This is a genomic window from Photobacterium sp. 2_MG-2023, from assembly GCF_030547675.1.
Lineage (GTDB): Bacteria > Pseudomonadota > Gammaproteobacteria > Enterobacterales > Vibrionaceae > Photobacterium > Photobacterium arenosum.
This window is the reverse complement of the sequence record NZ_JAUOQQ010000010.1, coordinates 14729-40314: the sequence shown is the minus strand read 5'-3', so window position 1 is coordinate 40314 and position 25586 is coordinate 14729. Positions and strand designations below refer to the sequence as shown.

Sequence of the window (25586 nt, the reverse complement as noted above, 5' to 3'; positions counted from 1 at the left end):
TGCGATTCACTGCCGCACCAGTGTCAGCCAGAAAATAGCGGTGAGCACTGAGTGAGCACTGACGATTAACCGATTCCAACCAAATAAGAATGCATGAAGCTGCCGATACCCTTTTCAGATAAATTGCCTTTACACCGATTGCAGTCACTGCCTGCAATCGGCGCCCCTGTCATGGTACTGGCAACATTGGCGATGGTTGTGTTGCCAATGCCAGCAATGCTGCTGGATATGGCCTTTTCTTTTAATATAGCCCTGGCCCTTGTGGTGCTGCTGGTCACTGTGTATACCCGCCGCCCGCTCGATTTTGCGGCTTTCCCGACCGTACTGTTGATTGCCACCCTGCTCAGGCTGGCGCTGAACGTAGCGTCAACCCGGGTTGTTTTGCTGAATGGTCATGAAGGCCCGGAGGCGGCAGGCCAGGTGATCGACGCCTTTGGTTCTGTGGTTATCGGGGGGAATTACGCTGTTGGTTTAGTGGTATTCCTGATTTTGATGATCATCAACTTTATGGTAGTCACCAAAGGTGCGGGTCGTATTTCAGAAGTCAGTGCCCGCTTTACCCTTGATGCCTTGCCGGGTAAGCAGATGGCAATTGATGCCGATCTCAATGCCGGGTTAATTGATCAGGAGCAGGCACGAACACGGCGCAGCGAAGTCACCAAAGAAGCCGACTTCTACGGTTCGATGGACGGTGCCTCTAAATTTGTTAAAGGGGATGCCATTGCCGGCATCCTGATCCTCTTTATCAATATTATTGGTGGCCTGATCATTGGTATGGGCCAGCATGATCTCAGCTTCAATGAAGCGATTCATATCTACAGCCTGCTGACCATAGGTGATGGTCTGGTGGCGCAGATCCCGTCTCTGTTGCTGTCCATTGGCGCAGCCATGATGGTGACTCGTCAAAATACTGACGAAGACATGGGGCAGCAGATGCTGTTCCAGATGTTCAACAACCCTCAGGCGCTGATCATCACAGGCGGGATTTTGTTTGTGATGGGTATTGTTCCTGGCATGCCTCATGTCCCGTTTCTGCTGCTGGCGCTGATCATCGGCCTGATTGCCTACTGGCGGGTGAAGAAAGAGCAACAGGCAAAAGTACTGGCAGAATCCGCACCGCCTGAGGCGCTGGACAGCAAACCCGTCACCAAAGAGCTGTCGTGGGATGATGTTCAGCCTATGGATACCATCAGTCTGGAAGTCGGTTACCGCTTGATTCCTATGGTCGATAAAGAACAGGGTGGCGAGTTGCTGGAGCGGGTAAAAGGTGTTCGGAAAAAACTGTCGCAGGATTTCGGCTTCCTGGTACCGCCTGTCCATATCCGCGATAACCTTGAATTGCCGCCCAATACATACCGTATCAGCCTGATGGGGGTGAATAACGGTGAGTCAAACATCCACCCTGATATGGAGCTGGCTATCAATCCGGGTCAGGTATTTGGCAGTTTGGAAGGGGAGCGGACGACCGATCCCGCTTTCGGGCTGGAAGCAATCTGGATTTTAGAATCGCAGCGAGAGCATGCTCAGGCATTGGGTTATACCGTTGTTGACGCCGCCACTGTACTGGCTACCCATCTGAGTCAGATTCTGGTGAACAATGCTTCTCAGCTGCTTGGGCATGAAGAAGTCCAGAATCTGTTGGAAGTGCTGGGGCAGTCTACACCGAAACTGGTGGACAATTTCGTCCCTGATCAGCTGCCGTTAGGGGCTGTGGTGAAAGTGCTGCAGAACCTGCTGCATGAAGGTGTGCCTATCCGGGATATCCGCACCATAGTTCAGACTTTGTCCGAGTATTCCGGTAAGAGTCAAGATCCCGACATTCTCACAGCCGCCGCACGTATTGGCCTCAAACGCCTAATTGTTCAGGAAATCAATGGAATAGAGCCTGAGTTGCCTGTTATCACGCTTGTTCCTGAGTTGGAACAAATATTGCATAAAACAATGCAGTCTAGCGGGGGCGAGTCCTCTGGTATCGAGCCGGGTCTGGCAGAACGTCTGCAGCGCTCTTTGACCGAAGCCACACATCAGCAAGAGTTGAAAGGCGAACCGGCTGTACTGTTAACGTCTGGCGTATTGCGCGGCACGTTAGCAAAATTTGTGAAAAACACCATCCCGACACTGCGGGTGCTCTCTTATCAGGAAATCCCTGATGAAAAGCAAATCCGTATTGTGAATGCAGTGGGTAACTAGGTGTCCCCAGGCTGACTGAGTCAGCCAAAACGTGCAGGGTAATCCGTACCGGATGGGAAGACTGAATTGAAAATTAAACGATTTTTTGCCAAGGACATGCGAACCGCGCTGAGTGAAGTCAAAGAACAACTCGGTGCGAATGCGGTGATCATGTCCAATAAGAAAGTGACCGGCGGTGTTGAGATCGTGGCGGCGGTGGATAATGACGCCAGCGAAGCCAAGGTGCCGTCGCCGTCACAGCCTACCCGTGATGCCCTGGCTGAACGTTTGGGCGAGGCCAGGCGTAAATTGGCTGACGACAAGGTGCAGCTGCAGCAGCCCGGTAGCGGCCACTTTGCCAAGGTGCTGCAAAATTATGCTCAGGATCCCGAGACAGAAGTGGACTCCCTGTCAGCCTTATTACAGCGCCAGTCGAAGCACACCGGTGGACACCCTGCTGAACGTCAAGGATATGACTATTCTTCCCGTCCTCAGTCTGAGAACAGCCCTTACGGCAGTGACAGGCGTCAGTCTTCCCACCCTTATGGAGCGGGCGGACGTCAGCCAGCACCGAATGCTTACAGTGACTACCGCCAAAATCATGACGCAGATGCACACGCACCGGCAGGACGCACCGGCCGGGCAAATCCAGCGGCTGCGAGCCAGAAAAACAGTGCTTTTCAGAACCGTCTGGATCCCAGCCGGTTTGAACAGCGAGCGCCGCACCGCGAGGATGATCTTGATGCCATGCGCAGTGAAATGGCGTCAATTCGTCGCCTGCTCGAACATCAGCTGTCTGGTTTGATGTGGCAGGAGGTTGAGCGTCGCGAGCCGATGCGGGCCATGATGATTAAGCGTCTGGAAAAAATGGGCTTATCAGCAGAACTGGCCGATCAGCTGGCTTGTTATATTCCTGAAGATGTCCAGCCGCACAAGGCTTGGTCATCCTTGCTTCAGTTGCTGGCCGACCAGATCATTACCACTGATGACTGTATTCTCGAAACCGGGGGCGTGGTCGCACTGCTCGGGCCGACCGGTGTAGGAAAAACAACGACAATTGCAAAACTGGCCGCCAGAGCGGCGATGGACTTTGGTCCGAATGAAATTGCTCTGGTTACCACAGATACCTATCGTATCGGTGCACATGAACAGCTGGCGACTTATGGTCGAATTCTGGGCTGTCCGGTAAGAGTTGCTAAAGATGCCGAAGAGCTTGCCGATATACTTCATCAGTTACGGCATCGGCGCCTTGTACTGCTGGATACAGCAGGCATGGGGCAACGGGATCTTCGCCTGCAGGAACAGCTGGATACCCTGATGCATAATAGTGGCTCACAAATTCGTAGCTTTCTGGTATTACCGGCGACCTCCCAGCGCCGCGTTCTGCACGAAACCATTGAGCATTTCCGTCGTATCCCGCTGTCGGGGTGCGTGCTGACTAAGCTGGATGAAACCCTCAGTCTGGGTGAAGTTATCAGTGTCACATTGGAAAGTGCTCTGCCGATCGCATATCTGGCGGACGGTCAACGAGTGCCTGAAGACATTAAAGTCGCCACAGGACACTTCATGGTTAATCGTGCAAACGAGTTGTTGGAAAACGACATGGGCCAGCAAACCCACTTCTGGAGCAGCGACAGCGCAGATAACCAGGGGGCGGATTTTTATGATTGAGAACATGATGCACGATCAAGCAAGCGGCTTGCGCCGTATGACAAAACTGGCCTCGACCAAAGTGATCACCGTCAGCGGTGGTAAAGGCGGTGTGGGTAAAACCAACATCACACTGAATATGGCGATTGCCATGGCCCGTCAGGGCAAGAGAGTGATGGTGCTGGATGCCGACCTTGGCCTGGCCAATGTTGATGTGATGCTGGGGCTGCGAGCGGGTCGTAACCTGTCTCATGTCCTGTCGGGTGTGTGCGATCTCCGGGACATCATTATCGAAGGTCCTTACGGCGTAAAAATCATACCGGCCTCTTCAGGCACGCAAAATATGGCGGAACTGTCCAGTGCTCAGCACGTTGGCCTGATCCGCGCGTTTGCCACGCTTGAAGATGAAGTGGATGTCCTGCTGGTGGATACTGCTGCAGGGATCTCAGATATGGTGTTGAGTTTTGCCGGTGCGGCCCAGGATGTACTAATTGTCGTATGTGATGAGCCGACCTCCATTACCGATGCTTATGCGCTGATTAAAATCCTGAACCGTGAATACCAGGTGCAGCGGTTTAAAATTGTGGCCAATATGGTTCGCAGTTACCGCGAAGGGCGAGAGCTGTTTGCCAAGCTGACCCGGGTGACTGAACGGTTTTTGCAGGCCAACATGGAGTTAGTTGCCTGTATTCCATTAGATGACAGGGTACGTCAGTCTATTAAGCGACAAAAAGTAGTCGTGGAAGCTTTCCCACGAAGCCCAGCGGCACTGGCCCTGACAACGCTCGCCAATAAAGCGTTAACCTGGCCGGTACCGAATAATCCGGCCGGACATCTGGAATTTTTTGTTGAAAAGTTATTAGTTAAACCAACACCTGAAGAGGTACCTCTGGGTGAATAAAGCACAAACATACGGCCGATATCAGGAATCCCCCCATGCTTTTGTTGAGCGGTATTCGTCACTGGTGAAGCGGATTGCGCATCACCTGATGGCGCGATTACCGCCCAATGTACAGCTGGAAGACCTGATCCAGGCTGGCATGATTGGTTTGCTGGAAGCACAACAGAACTATGATCCGAGCAAAGGTGCCAGTTTTGAAACTTTTGCCGGAATTCGAATTCGGGGCGCCATGCTGGATGATATCCGTCGTGGCGACTGGGTTCCTCGCTCCGTGTATAAAAACAACCGCCGGATATCTGAAGCCATTGCTCAATTGGAAAGCCGTTTTGGCCGCGATCCGAATGATCAGGAAATTGCTGAATATCTCGAAATGACACTCGAACAGTACCATCAGGCATTAAATGATGTTAATTGTGGTCGCCTAGTGGGTATGGACGACCTGGGTGTCTCAGAAGATACGGTAGCAACCGAAGATTCAGTGGCAGAAAACCTCCCTTTTCAGGATGTTGCGGACGGCAGTTTTCGCCACGCTCTTGCTGGTGCCATTCGTACATTGCCGGAAAGGGAAGCACTGGTGTTGTCGTTGTATTACGACGAGGAACTCAACCTCAAAGAAATTGGTGCCGTTTTAGGTGTCAGTGAATCCCGTATTTGCCAGATTCACAGTCAGGCAATGCAGCGTCTGCGGGCCAAGTTGTCTGCTTGGACTGCTTCATAAACACACGATTTAGAAGAAACACTGTGACCTCAGTGGAGGCAACTTTGAATAAAAATATGAAAATCCTCATTGTTGACGACTTTTCAACAATGCGCCGTATCGTCAAGAACTTACTACGTGACCTGGGCTTTAATAACACCCAGGAGGCGGATGATGGATTGACTGCGTTACCCATGCTAAAGAAAGGCGACTTCGATTTCGTCGTCACCGACTGGAATATGCCGGGCATGCAAGGTATTGACTTGCTCAAGCAGATCCGGGCCGATGCTAGCCTGAAACACCTGCCAGTATTGATGATTACTGCTGAAGCCAAGCGCGAGCAGATCATCGAAGCGGCTCAGGCTGGTGTCAATGGCTACATTGTTAAGCCATTCACCGCTGCCACGTTGAAAGAAAAACTGGACAAGATTTTCGAGCGTATGCAGTGATGCCGTCAGTCTGACGCTAACTAGGGTAGACACATATGATTTCACTTGAACAGGCGAAACAACTCGTCGCGCTGCTGGAAGAAGATCGGCAAGCGGACGCGGATGAGTTGTTCCGAAGCCTGGTGTCGGATTGTCGGGATCCGATGTATCTCGAAGTGGGTAAATTGACGCGTCAATTACATGACTCATTGCAGAATTTTCGTCTGGATCCCCGTATTGCTGATTTAGCGACGACCGACATTCCTGACGCACGTGGGCGTCTGAATTATGTGATAGACAAAACCGAGGAAGCGGCCAACAGGACAATGGATGCTGTTGAAGGCACCCTCCCTATCGCTGATTTATTGCGTGAACGTCTGATGCAAGTGAAACCCCAGTGGCAAAGTTTAATGCACGGGGAGATCACCCTTGGCGAATTTAAACGGCTTTGTCACGATATTGACGCATTATTAGTTCAGCTCGACGGTGACAGCGAGCAGCTTCACCGTCATCTGACCGATATTCTGATGGCACAGGACTTCCAGGATTTGACAGGCCAGGTTATTCGCAGAGTGATCGAACTTGTTCATGAAGTGGAACATCAGTTGGTTGAGATTCTGAAGGCTGCCGGTATTGAACAGAGTGAAAGCTCAGTGATAGTGAGCCAGAAAGACAAAACACTCTCCCCGGAAGGGCCAATTATCAACAGTGCTGAACGCACTGACGTCATGTCTACCCAGGATGACGTCGATGATTTGCTATCAAGCCTTGGATTTTAGGGGAAGCTTATGAGCTTTGATTTAGACGAAGATATCCTGCAGGACTTTTTAATCGAAGCCGGGGAAATTCTGGAATTACTTTCCGAGCAGTTAGTAGATTTGGAACGTCGTCCAGATGATACAGATTTGCTGAATGCCATTTTCCGCGGTTTCCATACTGTTAAAGGTGGTGCCGGGTTTTTGGCGTTAACGGCATTGGTTGACGCTTGTCACGGTGCTGAAAATATTTTTGACTTACTCCGTACCGGTAAACGCACTGTGACGTCAGAGCTGATGGATGTCATCCTTCAGGCACTGGATACCATCAATGTGATGTTCGCACAGGTGCAGAACCATGAGCCGATTGAGCCCGCGGAACAAAGCCTGCTGGATGCGCTGCATTATTACAGCCAGCCACCGGGAGCCGAAGAGATGGCGGCTGTTTCAGCCCCGGCATCGGTTGCTGCTCCCGTAGCGGCAACGGCACCGGCTTCGCCCGAGCAGCCTGCGATTGCCGGTGGTTCGGTTGATGAAATCACACAGGATGAGTTTGAACGTCTGCTCGATGAGTTGCATGGTGCGGGCGGAAGCCCAAGCCCGAGTGCAGCACCAGCCAGTGATGTTCAGAGTGCACCTGTCTCGACCGACATCGATACTGGCGATATCACCGATGATGAGTTTGAACGTCTGCTTGACGAGCTGCACGGTATAGGTAACGCGCCTGGCACTGAAACCACGGGGGCTGAAGTGTCGGCCTCGCCAGTTGTTGCACAAGCGTCCGAATCACCTGCTGCTGGCGACAGCGACTTAATGACAGATGACGAATTTGAACGTCTGCTCGATGAACTGCACGGCAGCGGTAAAGGGCCGTCAGATGAAGAGCTGGCGATCGCAACCAAACCGGCTTCCGCGTTACAGGCTAAAGCTGAATCAGCGCCTGTTACCTCTCAGCCCGTTACTGAGATGCCGCAACCTGTGGCGGAGCGTAAAGCAACAGGACTAAAAGAAAAATCCAAAACTCAGGCTGAAGCCACAGTACGTGTCGATACCTCTACGCTGGACACCATAATGAACATGGTTGGCGAGCTGGTATTAGTTCGTAACCGTCTGATCAGCCTGGGCCAGAACAGCAATGACGAAGAAATGTCAAAAGCTGTTGCGAACCTGGATGTAGTGACTGCAGACCTTCAGGGCGCGGTGATGAAAACGCGGATGCAGCCAATCAAGAAAGTCTTTGGCCGTTTCCCGCGTGTTGTTCGCGATCTGGCCCGAAGTCTGAAAAAAGAAATCGTGCTGGAAATGCGCGGTGAAGAAACCGATCTCGATAAAAATCTGGTGGAAGCGCTGGCCGATCCTTTGGTTCACCTGGTGCGTAACTCAGTCGATCACGGTATAGAAATGCCGGATAACCGCGAGAAAGCCGGCAAGCCGCGTATTGGCACGGTACTTTTGTCTGCGGCGCAGGAAGGGGATCATATTCTGCTGACTATCGAAGACGATGGCGGCGGTATGGACCCGGATCGACTGCGTCAAATCGCCGTTGACCGTAATGTCATGGATGCCGATGCCGCCGCGCGTCTGTCTGACAGCGAATGTTATAACCTGATTTTCGCGCCCGGCTTCTCGACCAAGAAAGAAATCTCAGATATTTCCGGCCGTGGTGTCGGTATGGATGTCGTAAAAACTGCTATCAGCCAGCTGAACGGTTCCATCTATATTGATTCCAATCTGGGCAAAGGCACACGCATTGATATTAAAGTGCCGTTGACGCTGGCCATTTTGCCAACGCTGATGGTCGGTGTGGCTGACCAGCCATTTGCACTGCCTCTGGCCAGTGTAAATGAAATCTTTCATTTGGATCTCAGTAAGACCAATGTGGTTGATGGGCAGCTGACTATCATAGTGCGCGATAAAGCGATCCCGCTGTTCTATCTTCAGGATTGGCTGGCAGGTCACAGTGTTTCCAAGCGGGAAAGACAGCTTGGGCATGTGGTGATTGTTCAGATAGGCCATCAGAGAATGGGCTTTGTGGTGGATACGCTTATTGGGCAGGAAGAAGTGGTGATTAAGCCGCTCGATGAGTTATTGCAAGGCACACCTGGTATGGCGGGGGCCACCATTACCAGTGATGGTCACATTGCACTGATTCTGGATGTCCCCAACCTTCTGAAACATTACGCAGGCCGCAGATAATAATAATTGACAGGGGCTTAGAAGGCCCCTGTTCATTCAGGCCTGATTGCTTACGGAAAGATAAAACATGGCTGTAAAAGTGTTGGTGGTGGACGACTCCAGTTTTTTCCGCCGCCGGGTGAGTGAAATTATTAATGCGGATCCGCGCCTTGAAGTGATTGGCGATGCTGTTAACGGTAAAGAAGCCGTTGAAAAAGCGCGGACACTGAAGCCTGACGTCATCACTATGGATATTGAAATGCCTGTGATGGATGGTATCACCGCAGTGCGCGAAATCATGAAGTCGAACCCGACACCTATCCTGATGTTTTCGTCGCTGACCCATGAGGGCGCGCGGGCGACATTAGATGCTCTGGACGCGGGCGCGTTAGACTTCCTGCCGAAAAAATTTGAAGATATTGCGCGTAATAAAGACGAAGCAATCTCTTTGCTGCAAAAACGTGTCGCCGAGCTGGCCCGTAAACGTGTCTTTATGCGGGCGCCTGTGCGTACCAGCACTCCTGTTTCGCCATCGCCGGCTGATCGCCCGCTGACGTCAAGCCGCCCGGTCGCAAGTACGGCCACTGCCACGACGCTGACACGATCAGCACCGTCACAGGTTCGTCCGACCGCGCGGTTTAAAGCGACAGGTAAACAGTATCAGCTGATGGCGATAGGTACATCGACCGGCGGCCCTGTGGCGCTACAAAAAATTCTGACACAGCTGCCTGGCTCATTTCCGTACCCCATTGTTTTGGTGCAGCATATGCCTGCAACATTCACCGCGGCGTTTGCTGCGCGTTTGAATAACCTTTGCAAAATCGGTGTGAAAGAGGCCGAAGATGGTGATGTACTGCGTGCCGGTACGGCTTATCTGGCACCTGGCGGTAAACAAATGATGCTGGAAGGCCGCCCGGGTAATGTGCGTTTACGTATTATTGATGGTGGCGATCGTATGAACTACAAGCCTTGTGTCGATGTCACTTTTGGCTCTGCAGCCAAGGTGTATCATGACAAGGTGCTGTCCATGATCCTGACAGGAATGGGCGCAGACGGGCGTGACGGATCGCGTATGCTGAAGTCGGCCGGCGCAACCGTCTGGGCGCAGGACGAAGAAAGTTGTGTGGTATACGGTATGCCACAGGCGGTTGCCAAGGCAGGGATATCGACCGAAGATCTTCCTTTGGATCGCATTGCTGAGCGTATTCTGATTGAGGTTGGCTTAGCTTAAGGAGATGTCGTGGTAGTCTGGAGCATTGCCAACCAGAAAGGCGGCGTGGGGAAAACCACCACTACTGTCAGTCTGGCGGGCCTGTTAAGTGAACGAAACAAACGCGTATTATTGGTGGATACTGACCCGCATTCATCACTGACGACATACTTGAATTTTGATTCTGATCGCCTTGAATCCAGCCTGTTTGATTTGTTCCAGCTGTCGACAATTGACCGTGTCACTGTCAAACCACTGGTGCTGGAAACACGATTTAAAAATATCCATCTGATACCGGCGCACATGTCGCTGGCGACCTTGGATAGAGTCATGGGGACTCGCAGCGGCATGGGATTGATTCTGAAAAAGGCACTGAAATGCCTGGAAGAAGAATATGATTATGTGCTGATTGACTGCCCCCCGATCCTGGGTGTCATGATGGTGAATGCGCTTGCTGCCAGTGAGCGCATTTTGATTCCGGTGCAAACGGAATTTTTGGCGATGAAAGGTCTGGAGCGAATGATGCGTACTTTGCAAATCATGCAAAAATCCAGGCCGGATGAATTCAAAGTCACTATTGTGCCAACCATGTATGACAAACGAACCAGGGCCTCACTGGAAACCCTGCAAGAACTGAAGTCGCGTTATGCCAATCAGGTCTGGGCTTCGGCTGTGCCCATTGATACCAAGTTTCGTGATGCCAGTATCAAGCATATGCCGCCATCTCTGTATGCCCGTGGCTCTCGCGGTGTGTTTGCGTATAAAACTTTATTGAATTATCTGGAGCGGCTTGGTCAAGATGAGCGATAACGCAAAGCTGTCCAGTGAACAGGCATTAGATGATTACTTTTTCGGGCTGCTGGATGATTCTTTGCTGCCCGAAGAGGGTAGCGTGGACGCTGTCGGCCCGCAGGATGACCTGCCAGCGTTAGCAGAGGAAAATGACGGCCAGATGTTGTTGTCTGATTCTGCTGTTGCTGATGAAGCAGCGGCTGAGTTGCAAAGTGGCAGTGAGCCCGATGATGCGATAAGTCTTGCGGTGATCCCCCAGACTCATCAGCCCTTTGATTTTAATAGTCTGGATCAATCCGGGCGAGATAACTCGTCTGTGAACTCGTTTGCAGAAGGTGGCGAACCGCCATCACTGCGGGCAATGGCAACCCAACTGCCGAGTGCTGCTGCGCCGGTTTCGTTGTCCGCAGAGCCAGAGCTGAGTGTACCTGAAGTCAGGTTTACCCCGCCGCGGACGAGAACGGATCTTGAGCAGTTGCAGCGTCTTCTCGACCAAATGTCAGAGATGCAAGAGGAAGTGATTGTTGAAAGTGAAGCCTGGATTGCCGAGCAACAGCAATTGGCTGAACTGGAAAAACAGCAAGAAGTTAAGCAAGAAGAAGTTAAGCAAGAAGATGTTAAGCCAGCCGTTTTAGACGACCCGGGCTGGTTTGAGGATGACAGCGCGCTGACTCAGCATCAGAACACTGCGCCAGAGCCGCTTAAAAAATCGCTGGCAGTGGCTGCGCAGGCGTCAGCTGTTGAGTCGGCCCCCTATGCAGAGCCGCAAAATAGTGTCCAGCTGATGCAGATGCTGCCTAAGGTCGCTGAGGCTCCGGCTGTTGCTGACAAGGCGGCGCAGGTGGCTGAATTGGAAACAAGCTCTCAGCCTCAGAGTGAAATAGTTGCAACGGAGCCTGTTCCAGACATTCTTGATAAAGAAGAGAGTGTGCAGGAAACTGTGGCCGATGCCGCACCTGAGCTGGCGGCTGAGCCGCCACCGCCTTCCTGGGCATTACCTGGCGCCAGTGAGCAAACAGAATTTCAGGCGCTGTTTTTTGCTGTCAACGGTGTGACTTTTGCTGTTCCGCTGACAGAGCTGGGAGGGATTCACCAATTGGGTGAGATGAGTCACCTTATTGGCCGCCCGGACTGGTATCTTGGCTTGCAGCCGGTACAGAACCGAAAGCTGGATGTGGTGGATACCGCCAGATGGGTGATGCCAGAATCTATCTACAATGATGACCATCAGGAAAATTACCGATATGTGGTCATGTTGGGAGAAAGTAAGTGGGGACTGGCTTGTGATCAACTTCACGGAACAGAAACCCTGACAAAACAAAGTGTTCGCTGGCGAGAAAAGGCAGGTAAACGGCCTTGGCTGGCGGGTATGGTTAAAGAGAAAATGTGTGCTTTAATTCATGTCAATGAACTCATTTCCATGCTGAAAGCGGGTTTGGACGTGAAGAGCGTTTTGTGACGATGGCCGGAGAGGATACAGCATGTCGCAGGTAAGTGTTGCCGAGATTCAAAAAGAAGACAGTAACGACCAGGTATTACAGTGGGTTACCTTCCAGCTGGAAGAGGAAACCTACGGTATCAATGTAATGCAGGTTCGTGAAGTGCTGCGTTATACTGAAATCGCCCCGGTTCCGGGCGCGCCAGATTATGTGCTGGGAATTATCAACCTGCGTGGCAATGTGGTCACAGTGATTGATACCCGTGCTCGGTTTGGCCTGATGTCAGGTGAGATTTCAGATAATACCCGTATCGTAATCATTGAAGCTGAAAAGCAGGTTATCGGTATTATGGTCGACAGTGTGGCAGAAGTGGTTTATCTGCGTAGCTCTGAAATCGACAGTACGCCAAGCGTGGGCACTGATGAAAGTGCCAAGTTTATTCAAGGCGTCAGTAACCGTGACAATCAACTGCTGATCCTGGTTGATCTGAACAAGCTCCTGTCTGATGAAGAATGGGAAGAGATGGCGTATCTCTGATGCCTGCTATCTTGCTTGAATGGCTGCCTTTGGTTGTTGCTTTGCTGGCAGTGGTGATAGCGGTTGTGCTGGTTCGGCGTGAGCGAAAAGCACGCCAGGATCTGGAAACCAAGTTTGCAGCAGCAGAGTTGCTGTTAAAAACCGCCAGACAGCAGCAGGAAAGCTTAACCAAACAGTTTCATGAGTTGCGTGCGGGTACGATGGCAATGAGTAATAAAATGGCCATATTAACCCGCCAGCAGGAAGAGCTGTCTGAGCGTCAGGGTGAAATGGCCATGCAGGATCCCGATGGCCGCCTGTACAGCCGCGCCAGTAAAATGGTCGAGCTGGGTGCCGATGTTAATGAGCTGATGGAAGAGTGTGATTTGCCGAAAGCGGAAGCTGAACTGCTGTTGCGGTTACAGCAGCGCATGAATAAAGGCCGGCGTTAGCACTGTTGCTTGCTGGCTGTTGTTTGTGGATAGCGACACCTTGCCGCTTTTATTCACGTTTTCTGCTATTTCATCACGGTTTCGGTTATTCACGGCACCTGTGTATAGCTTCGGTACACGCCTTAGTACATAGCTTCAGCGTCAGGTTCTGCCGCTTCACTGCACAATAGCGTCAGACGGTTTCGTTTACAGACACAGGCCCTTCCCATCCGGGAGGGGTTTTTCCGTTTAAAACCCACGAAAAAGCAATCAGTTCGGCTATGATCACGAACAGGGCGGGTGGGATGTTATCTCCGGCCTCGAGGTTATTGAGGTACTCAGCCAGTGCCGGATCCTGGTGTATCAATCCTCCCTGGGCTTTGGCCTGCTCGATGATCTCTCTTGCCCAGTCGTCATAACCTTTCGCTGACACATAAGGGGTGTTATAGCCATCGTAGCTCAACGCGATAGCCCGGTTTTGTTCTGTTGTCATACGCTGATCCTGATGCCGCATTGTGGGTGGATGTCCGGCGCTGAATCGTCATGGGTTGGCGTCTGATGAAAACTCACGGACTCACAGTTAATCTCCAGCTGTTTCAGGCGACGCATCAGCTGAGGTGTTAACTGTTCTGTCAATGTCAGTATGTCTGACTGCTCGCAACTGAAAGCCAGATTGAGCTGGCTGTCCTGCCAGATGGCAGTGGCTTCTAACGTGTTCGACTCACCGACAGGTAATCCCAGTTTGACTGTCCAGGCCCGGCCGGGCGATTGCCGTTTCGAGGCTTGTTGCGATGCGTTTGAATGCACACTGAGACGGATTTCGCGGCCGTTACTTTGCGGTAAATGCAGTATAAAAGGCGTGTTTTCGTCGCGTCCGGTTGGCGCACCGGCAATACGCTGCTCGGCAGCCAGGCGGATCAGTGCTTTGAGTTCGGTTTGTGAATCAGCCGGCAGGCTGGCGAGTAACCGGGCAAGCGGACTGTCGGGCTGTGTCAGCTGGGTTACCAGTGCCTTCAGGCTGTCTTTACCGGCCCCTTGCTGTAACCAGGGTGCGATATCGGCCGGCGTTCGCGGCAGCACCAGCTGAGGCAGCCATGGTGCGATCGGTGAACTCTGGCCGCTCACTGCAGGAGGTAAATTGGCAAATAATCGTTGCAACACATGAAGTTGTGTTAGCAAGTGTGAAAGTTGGCTGATTTGCTGGCCGGATTGGAATACAGTTGCGCCTGCCTGAGCTTGACTTGCATGGCTGACCGAAGCGGTCTGCTGCGGCGCAGTTGTCTTCGACGCACTGGCCGCTGCTGGCGGATAAGCGGAGGATTGAGATATAGAGGTCACATTTAGATACCTTGCTGCCGGATCTATAACAGCCTGAAACTAACAAAGATCTCAGTCGCTGTGATATTATCCGAGGATTATTTGTGTCATTCAGGATGTCTCATCCCTATGTTATCAGTCAAAGGATTGAGCTGTACCCGTGATGAGCGTGTATTGTTCGATGACCTCCAATTTAATGTTGCTTCTGGCGAGCTGGTTCAGATTGAAGGCCGCAACGGGGCCGGTAAAACGACCTTATTGCGTATCATCGCTGGGCTCGGCTCTCCTGATACCGGCGATGTCTATTGGCACGATAACAAGATAGGCCATGTGCGTGAAGAGTATCATAGCCAGATGCTGTTTTTGGGACATCAAACTGGGGTCAAGCGCGAATTAACCGCCTCAGAAAACCTGGCTTTTTTCCAGGCTATGCATACGCCGGATAACAGCGAGAGACTCAGTGGTCAGGCAAGAGTGCATGGTGATGATGCTATCTGGCAGGCACTGGCCCATGTGGGGTTGGCCGGACGCGAAGATGTGCCTGCCGGACAATTGTCCGCCGGCCAGCAGCGTCGGGTGGCTTTGGCCCGCTTATGGTTAAGTAACCATCCGCTGTGGATTTTGGATGAGCCGTTGACAGCGATTGATAAACTGGGAGTAAAAGTCCTTGAGCAGCTTTTTGTTTCCCATGCCGAACGTGGCGGGATTGTGCTGCTGACGACTCACCAGGATATGTTTTCTGCGCAGAACAGACTGCGCAAGGTGACACTGGGGCAGGCGTTGTGATGTGGCATTCTATGTATCAGGTTATCCGGCGGGAATTGCTGATTGCGCTTCGTCGTCAGGCCGATGTGTTCAACCCTTTGTGGTTCTTTATTATTGTCATCACCCTGTTTCCATTGGGGATAGGGCCTGAACCGAATCTGCTGGCGCGTATCGCGCCCGGTATTATTTGGGTAGCAGCTTTACTGGCGGCTTTACTGTCACTGGAGCGTCTGTTCCGGGATGATTTCGTTGACGGCTCGCTGGAACAAATGATGCTGATGCCAACCCCGTTATCGGTATTGGCACTGGCAAAAGTCGTGGCTCACTGGTTGCTGACGGGTTTGCCGCTGATAATAATCAGTCCGTTATTGGCAGTTTTACTGTCACTCGACTGGTCAACCTGGACTGCGGTGGTATTAACCTTGCTGCTTGGCACGCCAACACTGAGCTTTTTGGGTGCGATTGGGGTTGCACTGACGGTGGGATTGCGTAAAGGTGGAGTATTATTGAGCTTGCTCATCTTACCGCTGTTTATTCCCGTGCTAATCTTTGCTACGTCGGCGATAGAGGCGGCGTCGCTGGGAATGAGTTATCAGGGGCAACTAGCTTTGATGGGAGCAATGTTAGCCGGATCAGCCACACTGGCTCCTTTTGCGATATCAGCATCATTGCGTATCAGTGTTAACTGACGCGTGAATATAACGAATATTATTATTAATCATAGAGTAAAAAACTATGTGGAAGTGGTTACATCCCTACGCTAAAGCAGAAAACTGCTACCGCCTGTGCGGAACCCTGCTGCCCTGGTTTGCGGCACTGTCTGTGATCAGCCTGATAACAGGCACTGTCTGGGGCCTGGCTTTTGCGCCAACCGATTACCAGCAGGGTGACAGTTTCCGCATTATTTACCTGCATGTACCGGCTGCTATCTGGTCCATGGGGGCTTATCTTTGGATGGCGGTAGCTGCCTTTATCGGCTTAGTCTGGCAGGTGCGCTTATCTGACATGGCAGCTGCGGCCATGGCACCGATTGGCGCTGTGTTCACCTTTATTGCATTGCTGACCGGTGCGGTATGGGGCAAACCAATGTGGGGTGCCTGGTGGGTGTGGGATGCACGTCTGACATCTGAACTGATTCTGCTTTTCCTCTATCTGGGTGTGATTGCGCTGTATAACGCTTTCGACGATCAGAAAACGGCGGCCAAAGCGGCCGGTATCCTGGCGATAGTGGGCGTGATCAATCTTCCTATCATTCATTATTCCGTTGAGTGGTGGAATACCCTGCATCAGGGCGCCACTATTACCAAATTCGCTAAACCGTCGATCGACAGCCGTATGTTGTGGCCATTACTGCTGAATATTTTGGGTTTTGCCTGTTTTTTTGGTGCGCTGACTCTGATTCGGTTACGCAATGAAATTCTGACCAGGGAAAGCCACCGCCCCTGGGTTCGTCAGTTGATTCAGTGAGGTGAGTATGCATTTCGATTCGTTCAGTGATTTCCTTGCCATGGGCGGGTATGCCGGTTATGTCTGGTCGGCCTATGGGATATCTGCTTTATCTTTGCTGATTCTTTTATGGACCAGTATCCGTAAGAGTCGTCGTCTGGCTGCTGACATTAAAAATAGAATTGCCCGCGAGCAACGCATTAAAGCGGCCGAGAATTTGGAGAATACCTTATGAACCCAAGACGCAAAAAACGCCTGACCGTGATCATTGCCTTGCTGGCCGGTCTCGGTGTGACGGTTGGCCTGACTTTGTATGCCATGAGCCAGAATATGGATCTCTTCTATACCCCAACGGAGCTGGTAGAGGGTAAACCAGATGGCACTAAACCCGAAGTGGGTCAGCGTTTACGCATTGGCGGTATGGTAGTCAAAGGCTCAGTCAGCCGTGACCCCCATTCTTTGCAGGTCAGCTTCAAAGTGGCTGATGTTGGCCCGGCCGTGACTGTGACTTATGACGGTATTTTGCCTGATCTGTTCCGCGAAGGGCAGGGGATAGTCGCTCAGGGTGTGCTGGTTGATGCCCAAACGGTGAAAGCCCATGAGGTGCTGGCTAAGCATGACGAAGAATATATGCCGCCAGAAGTGGCTGAGGCGATGCAGAAAAATCATAAGCCTCTGAAATATACCGAACAACAAATGCAAGGTAGCGTGCAATGATTGCAGAATTAGGGCAGTTCAGCCTTATCCTGGCACTGGGGTTATCGCTTCTGGTGAGTGTTTATCCGCTGTTTGGTGCCTATAAAGGTAACCCGGTGCTGATGCGTTTGGCCCGGCCTTTGACCTTTGGTGTCTTTGCGATGCTGCTAGTGTCTTTTGCATTGCTGTCGTGGGCCTTTTACATCAATGATTTTACTGTGACCTATGTTGCCAGTAATTCGAACAGCAATCTGCCCTGGTACTATAGGCTGACGGCGGTCTGGGGCGCACATGAAGGGTCATTGCTGCTTTGGGTCTTGATTCAGGCCACGTGGGCTGCCGCGGTGGCCATGTTCAGCCGGGGCATGCCACAGGAATCTGTGGCACGGGTGCTGGCTGTGATGGGGATGATCTCAGTTGGTTTTCTGTTATTTATCATCATCACCTCCAACCCGTTTGAGCGTACACTGCCTTATTTTCCTGTTGATGGCCGCGATCTGAACCCCTTGCTGCAGGATCCGGGGTTAATCATTCATCCACCTATGCTGTACATGGGCTATGTTGGTTTCTCAGTAGCCTTCGCCTTTGCTATTGCCTCCTTAATGACAGGCCGGTTGGATACAGCCTGGGCGCGCTGGTCGCGGCCCTGGACAATTGCTGCCTGGTCATTTCTGACCGTAGGGATTGCTCTGGGCTCCTGGTGGGCGTATTACGAGCTGGGCTGGGGTGGCTGGTGGTTCTGGGATCCGGTCGAAAATGCCTCTTTTATGCCTTGGCTGGCTGGTACGGCGTTAATGCATTCGCTGGCAGTGACGGAGAAGCGCGGCACCTTTAAAGCCTGGACAGTGTTACTGGCAATATCGGCTTTCTCTCTGAGTTTGCTCGGAACTTTCCTGGTGCGCTCCGGCGTGCTGGTGTCAGTGCATGCCTTTGCTTCCGATCCGGCACGGGGCATGTTCATTCTGGGCTTCCTGGTGGTGGTGATCGGCGGTTCGCTCTTACTGTATGCCTTGCGTGGGGCACAGATCCGCTCCCATGGCAGTTTCAGCTTGTTTTCACGAGAGAACTTCCTGCTGGCTAATAATCTGCTGCTGATTACCGCCTTGCTGGTGGTGTTGATCGGCACCTTGTTACCCCTGGTTCATAAGCAGCTTGGTCTGGGCTCGGTATCCATTGGTGTGCCTTTCTTTAATACCTTGTTTACCTGGCTGATGATTCCGTTTGCTTTCTTTCTGGGTATTGGCCCTCTGGTGCGCTGGAAACGTGAGAATTTCTCGACTATCCGCCGGCCACTGCTGATTACCGCATTGATCACGCTGCCATTAGCCGTGTTTGCGCTGTGGCTGCGTCCCGATCCGATCCAGCCACTGGCTGTACTGGGTATGGTGATGGCATTCTGGATCATTATCCTGCAGGGGTATGAGGTTTATGAGCGCGCTACTCATCGTCATAGCCTGATGGTAGGCCTGGGTAAGCTTGGCCGCAGTCACTGGGCTATGGTACTGGGCCATATTGGTCTGGCCGTGACCTTGATCGGTATTACGCTGGTTTCCAATTACGATCTGGAGAGAGACGTTCGCCTGGCTCCCGGTCAGACAGTGACAGTCGAAGGCTTCGATTTTAAATTGTCCGGGTTGCGTAATGTCGAAGGGCCGAACTATGACGGCTTTATTGGCGACTTTGTGGTGTCTCGTAACGGTAAGCACATCGCTGAACTGCATGCCGAAAAACGTTTTTATACGGTATCGGGCTCTATGATGACCGAAGCGGCGATCGACAGTGGTGTGACCCGTGATCTCTATGTGGCGCTTGGCGAACAGCTGGATGACAGCGCCTGGGCGGTCCGTATTTACTATAAGCCGTTTGTTAACTGGTTATGGCTGGGAGCGCTTCTGATGGCACTGGGTGGCGCAATGGCCATCAGTGACAAGCGTTACCGTTTTCGTCGTCGCTTTAAAAAAGAAGTGAAAGATGAAGAGGTTGTCAGTGCCCCGCACGCAGAGGTGAATGGATGAACAAAAAACTGCTTTTTATTCCTTTAGTCCTGTTTCTGGGCCTGGTGGCTGTCTTTATGGTGCAGCTGACCCGCAATGCTGACGGAGACGATCCGACGAAACTGGAGTCCGTCCTGGTCGGTAAGCCCGTCCCGGCCTTTCGCCTCGAAGATTTGGAAGATGCGAACAAACTGTATCAGCAGGATATTTTTCTTGGTGAGCCTCTGCTGTTGAATGTCTGGGCAACCTGGTGCCCAACCTGTTATGCAGAGCACCGTTACCTTAATGAGCTGGCCAGCCAGGGGGTCAAAATTATTGGCCTGAATTACAAAGACGAGCGCGATAAAGCCAACCGCTGGCTGAAAGATCTCGGTAATCCTTATATGCACAGCCTGTTTGATGGTAATGGCATGCTGGGTATGGATTTAGGCGTGTACGGCGCACCAGAAACCTTTCTGATCGATGCCAGTGGCGTGATCCGTTATCGCCATGTCGGCGATGTGAATCCGCAAAACTGGCAAGACACCCTCAAGCCGATTTATGAACGTCTGCAAGAGGAAGCGAAAGGATGAAACACGCAATAGCAGTATTTACGCTGCTGATCGGAAGCTGGTTTGTCGCCAGTGTACCGGTTCAGGCCGCGATTGATGTCTACGAATTTGCGACGCCTGAACAGGAAGCCGCGTTCCAGGAATTGACAGCCACGCTGCGGTGCCCGAAATGTCAGAATAACAATATCGCAGACTCCAATGCGGAACTGGCCAAAGACATGCGCCAGAAGGCGTATGAGATGCTAAGCGAGGGAAAATCCAAGCAGGAAGTCATAGATTATATGATTGCCCGTTACGGAAACTTCGTGACTTATGATCCGCCACTTATGCCATCTACCCTGATTTTGTGGCTGGGCCCTTTGTGTTTCCTGCTTATTGGCGCCAGTGTGCTAGTCTATCGTTCCCGGAAAGGAGTGGTGGCTTCATCTCAGCCAATGGATGAAAAAGAATCTGCCCGTCTTCATGCATTACTAAATGATATTGAAAAAGAGGCAGAAAACCCGCACGCCGCCAGTGGTTCGGCAGGTGAAAGCAAGGTGAAAAAATGACGTTATTTTGGATTTCCTCCCTGATACTGGTGTTGATTGCGCTGGCTTTTTTCATTGTTCCAGCCTTTGTGGGAAGCAATCAGGATCGGGTTGCCAGCCGGGACGAACTGAACAAAGCTTTCTTTCGTGACCGGTTGGGTGAACTGAAAGAAGAGAGCAGTGAAGGACTGGTGTCGAATCCGGATGAGCTGGAAGTTGAACTGCAGCAGTCGTTGCTGGATGACGTACTGGAGACACAGGCACAGCAGAACAGTCAGTTTAAACCCTGGTTATTAATTCCCGGTATCCTGATGATTGTCGGGGTGGCGTATGGTCTTTACGGCGTCGTTGGCAATCAGCAAAAAGTGGCTGACTGGCAGCAGACGGTTTCAAAGTTGCCTCAGCTGACTCAGCGTCTGATGGGAGATAATGCTGCTCCGATGACAGATCAGGAGATGGAAGAACTGACCTTAGGACTCCGGACCCGGCTGCATGAGCGACCGGATGATGCCACCGGCTGGCTGTTGCTGGGACGAATAGGCATGGCAAACCGCGATATTGAAACGGCCCAGGGGGCAATGAAGCGCGCTCTGGATCTGGAACCGAATGATCCCAGTCTGCAACTGAGTTATGCTCAGGCTCTGATGATGGGGGGACAGCCAGGTCAGATTCAGCTTGCCCGTAATATGCTGACGCACTTGCTGGAACGTGATCCTGATAATCTGCAGGCGTTATCCTTAATGGCATTTGATGCGTTTGAACAGGCTGATTATCAGGCTGCCATCAAATACTGGGAACAGATGAAATCGCAGCTCAGCGCAGGTGATAATCGCATCAATATGCTTGAGCGCAGTATTGCCCAGGCAAAGGTGGAGATGTCGCAGACTGCCAATCCCAGCCCGGGTGTCAGGGTGACGGTTGAACTCGGCGCCTCGGTGAGCTTGCCGGCGCAAGGCATGGTTGTGGTGTCTGTCCATACCGCAGATGGTGCGCCCATGCCGCTGGCAGCCAGACGTCTGCCGTTATCACGCTTCCCGCTGACGCTCACCTTAACCGACAAAGACAGCATGATCCCTGATAGACTGATGTCAAAACAGTCAGAGCTGATAGTCAGGGCCAGGATCGACAGTGACGGCAACGTGGCGACAAAAGATGGCGATTGGTTTGGTGAGAGCGACATTGTGCCGTTAGGCGGAGAGACGACAATCACCATTAATACTCAGTATTAAAACATACTGGCAGTTAAGAAACAGACTGGATATCATTATCCAGTCTGTTTTGCATTTATTAAGTGGCTAACACATTGAAACCAAATCTGTTCTTATCCCTGTTACTGACATTCATCCTTATGGGATGTGCCAGCTCGCCGCCAGATCCGTCACCGGAAAAACTGGCAGGAAACGAATACGGCCTGGATGATGAGGAGCTTGAAGCTGCCGGTCTGGATGTCGAAGAGCTGGAAGCCCTGAGTGAGCCGGAAAACGCGGTTTATGACCCTTTTGAAGGGTTTAACCGTGCCATGTGGACAGTAAACTACGATTATCTTGACCCCTATTTTGTCCGCCCTGTGTCACTGGCTTATGTCGATTATGTGCCGTCACCGGTGCGTACCGGTTTAAGAAACTTCCTGTCCAACCTGGAAGAACCGGCTAACATGCTGAACAGCTTCCTGATGCAGAACCCGGAAAAGGCGGTGGATCATTTCACCCGCTTTTGGATTAACAGTATTTTTGGTCTGGGCGGGTTGATTGATATTGCGGCCGCTGCCGATATTCCGCCACCGGGAGAGCAGGCATTTCCTGATACGCTGGGTTATTACGGTGTCGGGAACGGCCCTTATTTCATGATACCCGCATACGGCCCTTTGACCTTGCGTGAAGGTGTCGGGGATCGCGTGGATGCTCTGTATTTTCCGCTCAATCTGCTGACTTTTTGGCAAAGCGTTGGCAAGTGGGCGCTGGAAGGCATGGAAGACAGGGCCAAACTGGTGGCTCAAGAACCTATGTTGAACAACTCACCAGATCCGTACGCTTTCACGCGCGATGCTTATATTCAATATAAGAACTTCAGGGCTGCGGGCAGGGAATCTGAACCCGCACAGCCGCAAAATGAAGAATATCTTGATGATTTTCTTGATGAAATAGACAGCGAATAGTCATCCGGTCTGTGTGAAAGATAAACCAGAGCAAAACTGCTCTGGTTTTTTTATACCTCTAACACAGTTTGATTTTTGTTAATTTTTTGTAAATAAAAACATTTCTGACAAAGTTAACACTTTGCTGATTTCCAGTTTGATGAGTCCCAATAATACCGCTGCTGAGTGACACTTATTTGTAGCACTGAACTAATACCGGTCAAGCGAGTAGAATACTGCAGTAATTATCATTTCATCCCGTTTCATTGCCAGAAGTTTCATTTAGGTTGGCATAAGATCACAAAGCGCAATATCCAAAATAGAAATCCGACTTTCTTTCTTTGCGACAAAAAGAAACTGAACTATTGATTACCTAGCATGGTTTCATATCCGTGCTTTGTTACTTACTTTTTAACTCAAGGAACGAAGTAATGTTTTTCAATAAGTTAAATCCTGTCGCGGCAGGTATCGCCGTGATGACTATGTCGTGGGGAGCGATGGCAGCACCAGGCACTCCGCAAATTGCCTGGATGGAAACGGATTACGCTATCGTAGAGGTTGATCAAGCGGCCTCAGCCTATAAAAGCTTGATTACGGTTAAGCCGGCAGCGGAAGTCCCGGTTGCCTGGCAGCGTTATTCTGGTGAAACGGCTGACCTTTGGAAAGTGAAGCTCAATGGTAATGTGGTGTTTGAGCAAAGCATTGCTCCGGCATCCAGCGGAGCGGGTTCAACAACACTGTCTGTAGCCCAGGGTGGTCAGTATGCCATGACAGTTGAGCTGTGTAGTGGCACGGGGGCGGCGCAAGCCTGTACCAGCAGTGCGGCAACGAACATTGTTGTTGCCGATACCGATGGCAGCCACTTAGATCCATTACCCATGAACGTGGATGCTAATAATGGCAATTACACAACGCCTGCGAACACTGTGGTTGGTGCTTACTTTGTCGAGTGGGGCGTCTATGGCCGTAAATTCTCGGTGGATAATATTCCGGCGCAAAACCTGACCCACATTTTGTACGGCTTTATTCCTATTTGCGGACCCAATGAATCTTTGGGCGAGATTGAAAATGGCAACAGCCTGGCCGCATTAAACCGTGCCTGTCAGGGAACACCGGATTATGAAGTGGTGATCCATGACCCTTGGGCGGCGGTTCAGATGCCTCAGCCGCAGTCAGGCCATACCCACAGCACGCCTTATAAAGGTACCTATGGTCAGATGATGGCGTTGAAACAACGTTATCCTGATCTGAAGATTGTTCCTTCTGTTGGCGGCTGGACATTGTCTGATCCCTTCTATTCTTTCACCGACAAAGCCAAGCGTGACATTTTCGTCGCCAGTGTGAAGAAATTCCTCAAAACATGGAAATTCTTCGACGGTGTTGATATCGACTGGGAATTCCCGGGCGGGAAAGGCGCGAATGCGAATCTGGGCGATCCGGTCAATGACGGCCCTGCGTATGTGGCTCTGATGCGCGAACTGCGTGTCATGCTGGATGAGCTGGAAGCCGAAACTGGCCGCCAGTACGAGCTGACATCTGCAATCGGTGTAGGCTATGACAAGATTGATGTCGTGAACTATGCCGATGCGGTTCAGTATATGGACTACATTTTCGCCATGACGTATGACTTCTTCGGCGGATGGAACAACGTTCCTGGCCATCAGACAGCACTGTTCTGCGGCAGCCACATGTCTGCTGATGTCTGTAACGGCACAGGTGTTGATGAAAACGGCGTGCCTCGTCAAGGTCCGGCTTATACTGCCGCGCACGGTATTGATCGTCTTCTGGCGCAGGGTGTTCCTGCAAACAAACTGGTACTGGGTACTGCCATGTACGCACGTGGCTGGACAGGTGTTACCGAAGCCAGCATGACAGATCCGACGAATCCAATGACAGGTACAGGCAACGGCATGGTGCCTGGTTCATGGGAACCCGGGGTTATTGACTACAAAGACGTTGTGACTGACTACATCAATAATGCAGCAGTTACTAAGGGTTATGATGCGCAGGCAGAAGCACCCTGGGCGTACAATCCAAGCAACGGTAACCTGATCACCTATGATGACCGTCGTTCAGTGCTGGCTAAAGGTCAGTATGTCCGTAATCTGGGGCTGGCGGGCTTGTTTGCATGGGAAATTGATGCCGATAACGGCGATATTCTGAATGCGATGCAGGATTCACTGGCTGGTGGCGGTGGCAACTACGCCCCGGTAGCGAAAGCGGGTGCTGATCAAGTGGTTAATGGTGCGGCGTCTGTGACTCTGGACGGCTCTGCATCCAGCGATCGCGATGGTCAGATCGTCAGCTATCAGTGGACACAAACCAGTGGTCCGGCACTGACTCTGACCGGGTCAGATACCGCGACAGCTACCGTTGCTGTTCCTGAAGTGACGGCAGATACTCAGTATGCGTTCACGCTGACAGTCACCGACAATGCCGGTGATACCGCTACTGACAGTGTGACAGTCACGGCCAAAGCACCAGGTTCAAACACCGCACCTGTGGTGGCAGTGTCTGGTCCTGCGACAGCCAGTGCCGGTGATACTGTAGTGCTGGATGCGTCGCAATCGTCAGATGCCGACGGCGATACACTGACCTTTACCTGGACAGTGCCTGCCGGTGTTAACGCGACAGTAAATGGTGCAACAGTGAGTTTTGTTGCCGACAGCTACACAGTCGATACGCCGCTGAACTTTACCGTCGCGGTATCCGATGGGACCGATTCAGTGACAGAGTCAGTCACAGTGACGGTATTGAAAGACGGCGGCTCAACCGGCTGTACCAATGCCTGGGCAACTGGTGGTGTGTATAACTCCGGTGATATCGTGACGCATTCAGGCAAGTCTTGGAAAGCGAAATGGTGGACGACTGGTGAAGAGCCAGGAACAACAGGCGAGTGGGGCGTTTGGGAAGATCTAGGCGCAGCCAACTGCCAGTAAATTCAGATACCCACCTGAAGGCTGGGAACTGATAAAATCCATAAAGAAAAGCCG

At 51.7% G+C, this 25586-nt stretch carries 25 protein-coding genes; 23 read left to right on the top strand and 2 right to left on the bottom strand.

Annotated features, from left to right (window positions below; genetic code table 11):
- The first annotated feature begins 93 nt into the window (after positions 1-93).
- The 12 genes from flhA (at position 94) to Q4491_RS09845 (ending at position 13184) form a co-directional block, all read left to right on the top strand.
- Positions 94-2190 carry a flagellar biosynthesis protein FlhA gene (gene flhA / locus Q4491_RS09900; protein ID WP_192014711.1) on the top strand — a complete coding sequence of 699 codons (2097 nt, stop codon included), beginning with the start codon at positions 94-96 and terminating at the stop codon, positions 2188-2190.
- A 66-nt stretch (positions 2191-2256) separates the two neighbouring features.
- Entirely contained in the window at positions 2257-3840 is a 1584-nt protein-coding gene (flhF, locus tag Q4491_RS09895) for a flagellar biosynthesis protein FlhF (protein ID WP_192014712.1), read from the top strand.
- Entirely contained in the window at positions 3833-4720 is an 888-nt protein-coding gene (locus tag Q4491_RS09890; protein WP_027253951.1) for a MinD/ParA family protein, read from the top strand. The genes flhF and Q4491_RS09890 overlap by 8 nt, the downstream gene beginning before the upstream one ends.
- On the top strand, positions 4713-5438 hold the full coding sequence (locus Q4491_RS09885; protein ID WP_192014713.1) for an RNA polymerase sigma factor FliA: 726 nt from the start codon (positions 4713-4715) through the stop codon (positions 5436-5438). The genes Q4491_RS09890 and Q4491_RS09885 overlap by 8 nt, the downstream gene beginning before the upstream one ends.
- Positions 5439-5494: 56 nt before the next feature.
- On the top strand, positions 5495-5866 hold the full coding sequence (cheY, locus tag Q4491_RS09880) for a chemotaxis response regulator CheY (RefSeq protein WP_036748874.1): 372 nt from the start codon (positions 5495-5497) through the stop codon (positions 5864-5866).
- Positions 5867-5901: 35 nt separating this feature from the next.
- The gene (locus Q4491_RS09875; RefSeq protein ID WP_218383749.1) at positions 5902-6624 is read left to right on the top strand and encodes a protein phosphatase CheZ; all 723 of its coding nucleotides are present in this window, start codon (positions 5902-5904) and stop codon (positions 6622-6624) included.
- A 9-nt stretch (positions 6625-6633) separates the two neighbouring features.
- Complete coding sequence (locus Q4491_RS09870; protein WP_192014715.1) at positions 6634-8796, top strand: chemotaxis protein CheA; 2163 nt, start codon at positions 6634-6636, stop codon at positions 8794-8796.
- A 67-nt stretch (positions 8797-8863) separates the two neighbouring features.
- Complete coding sequence (locus tag Q4491_RS09865; protein WP_218383747.1) at positions 8864-10006, top strand: chemotaxis response regulator protein-glutamate methylesterase; 1143 nt, start codon at positions 8864-8866, stop codon at positions 10004-10006.
- 9 nt (positions 10007-10015) lie between these two features.
- On the top strand, positions 10016-10795 hold the full coding sequence (locus Q4491_RS09860; protein WP_303457105.1) for a ParA family protein: 780 nt from the start codon (positions 10016-10018) through the stop codon (positions 10793-10795).
- Positions 10785-12236: a chemotaxis protein CheW gene (locus Q4491_RS09855; RefSeq protein WP_303457102.1), complete on the top strand. Its 1452-nt coding sequence runs from the start codon at positions 10785-10787 to the stop codon at positions 12234-12236. Before Q4491_RS09860 ends, Q4491_RS09855 begins: the two co-directional genes overlap by 11 nt.
- A gap of 22 nt (positions 12237-12258) precedes the next feature.
- Positions 12259-12753, top strand: a complete 495-nt coding sequence (locus Q4491_RS09850; protein ID WP_027253958.1) for a chemotaxis protein CheW — start codon at positions 12259-12261, stop codon at positions 12751-12753.
- A complete protein-coding gene (locus tag Q4491_RS09845; RefSeq protein WP_192014717.1) occupies positions 12753-13184 on the top strand; it encodes a DUF2802 domain-containing protein in 432 nt (143 codons plus the stop codon). Before Q4491_RS09850 ends, Q4491_RS09845 begins: the two co-directional genes overlap by 1 nt.
- A gap of 172 nt (positions 13185-13356) precedes the next feature.
- Here Q4491_RS09845 and Q4491_RS09840 read toward each other — a convergent pair whose 3' ends face one another.
- Both Q4491_RS09840 and Q4491_RS09835 read right to left on the bottom strand, forming a co-directional pair.
- Positions 13357-13656, bottom strand: coding sequence for an EscU/YscU/HrcU family type III secretion system export apparatus switch protein (locus tag Q4491_RS09840; RefSeq protein WP_192014718.1), 300 nt, complete (start codon positions 13654-13656; stop codon positions 13357-13359).
- Positions 13653-14501 carry a hypothetical protein gene (locus Q4491_RS09835; RefSeq protein ID WP_303457092.1) on the bottom strand — a complete coding sequence of 283 codons (849 nt, stop codon included), beginning with the start codon at positions 14499-14501 and terminating at the stop codon, positions 13653-13655. Before Q4491_RS09835 ends, Q4491_RS09840 begins: the two co-directional genes overlap by 4 nt.
- 108 nt (positions 14502-14609) lie before the next feature.
- On the opposite strand from Q4491_RS09835, the gene ccmA reads away from it, so the two are divergent.
- From ccmA to Q4491_RS09780, 11 genes are all read left to right on the top strand, one after another.
- On the top strand, positions 14610-15266 hold the full coding sequence (ccmA, locus tag Q4491_RS09830) for a cytochrome c biogenesis heme-transporting ATPase CcmA (RefSeq protein WP_192014720.1): 657 nt from the start codon (positions 14610-14612) through the stop codon (positions 15264-15266).
- Positions 15266-15934, top strand: coding sequence for a heme exporter protein CcmB (ccmB, locus tag Q4491_RS09825; RefSeq protein WP_303457088.1), 669 nt, complete (start codon positions 15266-15268; stop codon positions 15932-15934). The genes ccmA and ccmB overlap by 1 nt, the downstream gene beginning before the upstream one ends.
- Positions 15935-15980: 46 nt before the next feature.
- Positions 15981-16712, top strand: coding sequence for a heme ABC transporter permease (locus Q4491_RS09820; protein WP_218383741.1), 732 nt, complete (start codon positions 15981-15983; stop codon positions 16710-16712).
- 7 nt (positions 16713-16719) lie between these two features.
- Positions 16720-16926, top strand: coding sequence for a heme exporter protein CcmD (ccmD, locus tag Q4491_RS09815; protein WP_192014723.1), 207 nt, complete (start codon positions 16720-16722; stop codon positions 16924-16926).
- Positions 16923-17408 (top strand): cytochrome c maturation protein CcmE, encoded by a 486-nt coding sequence (gene ccmE, locus Q4491_RS09810; RefSeq protein ID WP_192014724.1) that lies wholly within the window; start codon positions 16923-16925, stop codon positions 17406-17408. The genes ccmD and ccmE overlap by 4 nt, the downstream gene beginning before the upstream one ends.
- Complete coding sequence (locus Q4491_RS09805) at positions 17405-19402, top strand: heme lyase CcmF/NrfE family subunit (protein WP_303457079.1); 1998 nt, start codon at positions 17405-17407, stop codon at positions 19400-19402. Before ccmE ends, Q4491_RS09805 begins: the two co-directional genes overlap by 4 nt.
- Positions 19399-19953, top strand: a complete 555-nt coding sequence (locus tag Q4491_RS09800; RefSeq protein WP_192014726.1) for a DsbE family thiol:disulfide interchange protein — start codon at positions 19399-19401, stop codon at positions 19951-19953. The genes Q4491_RS09805 and Q4491_RS09800 overlap by 4 nt, the downstream gene beginning before the upstream one ends.
- Entirely contained in the window at positions 19950-20480 is a 531-nt protein-coding gene (locus tag Q4491_RS09795; protein WP_192014727.1) for a cytochrome c-type biogenesis protein, read from the top strand. The genes Q4491_RS09800 and Q4491_RS09795 overlap by 4 nt, the downstream gene beginning before the upstream one ends.
- A complete protein-coding gene (gene ccmI, locus Q4491_RS09790; RefSeq protein ID WP_237794817.1) occupies positions 20477-21688 on the top strand; it encodes a c-type cytochrome biogenesis protein CcmI in 1212 nt (403 codons plus the stop codon). Before Q4491_RS09795 ends, ccmI begins: the two co-directional genes overlap by 4 nt.
- Positions 21689-21762: 74 nt before the next feature.
- The gene (locus tag Q4491_RS09785) at positions 21763-22614 is read left to right on the top strand and encodes an MlaA family lipoprotein (RefSeq protein WP_225445038.1); all 852 of its coding nucleotides are present in this window, start codon (positions 21763-21765) and stop codon (positions 22612-22614) included.
- A gap of 455 nt (positions 22615-23069) precedes the next feature.
- Positions 23070-25532 (top strand): glycosyl hydrolase family 18 protein, encoded by a 2463-nt coding sequence (locus Q4491_RS09780; RefSeq protein ID WP_303457327.1) that lies wholly within the window; start codon positions 23070-23072, stop codon positions 25530-25532.
- The last annotated feature ends 54 nt before the right edge of the window (positions 25533-25586 follow it).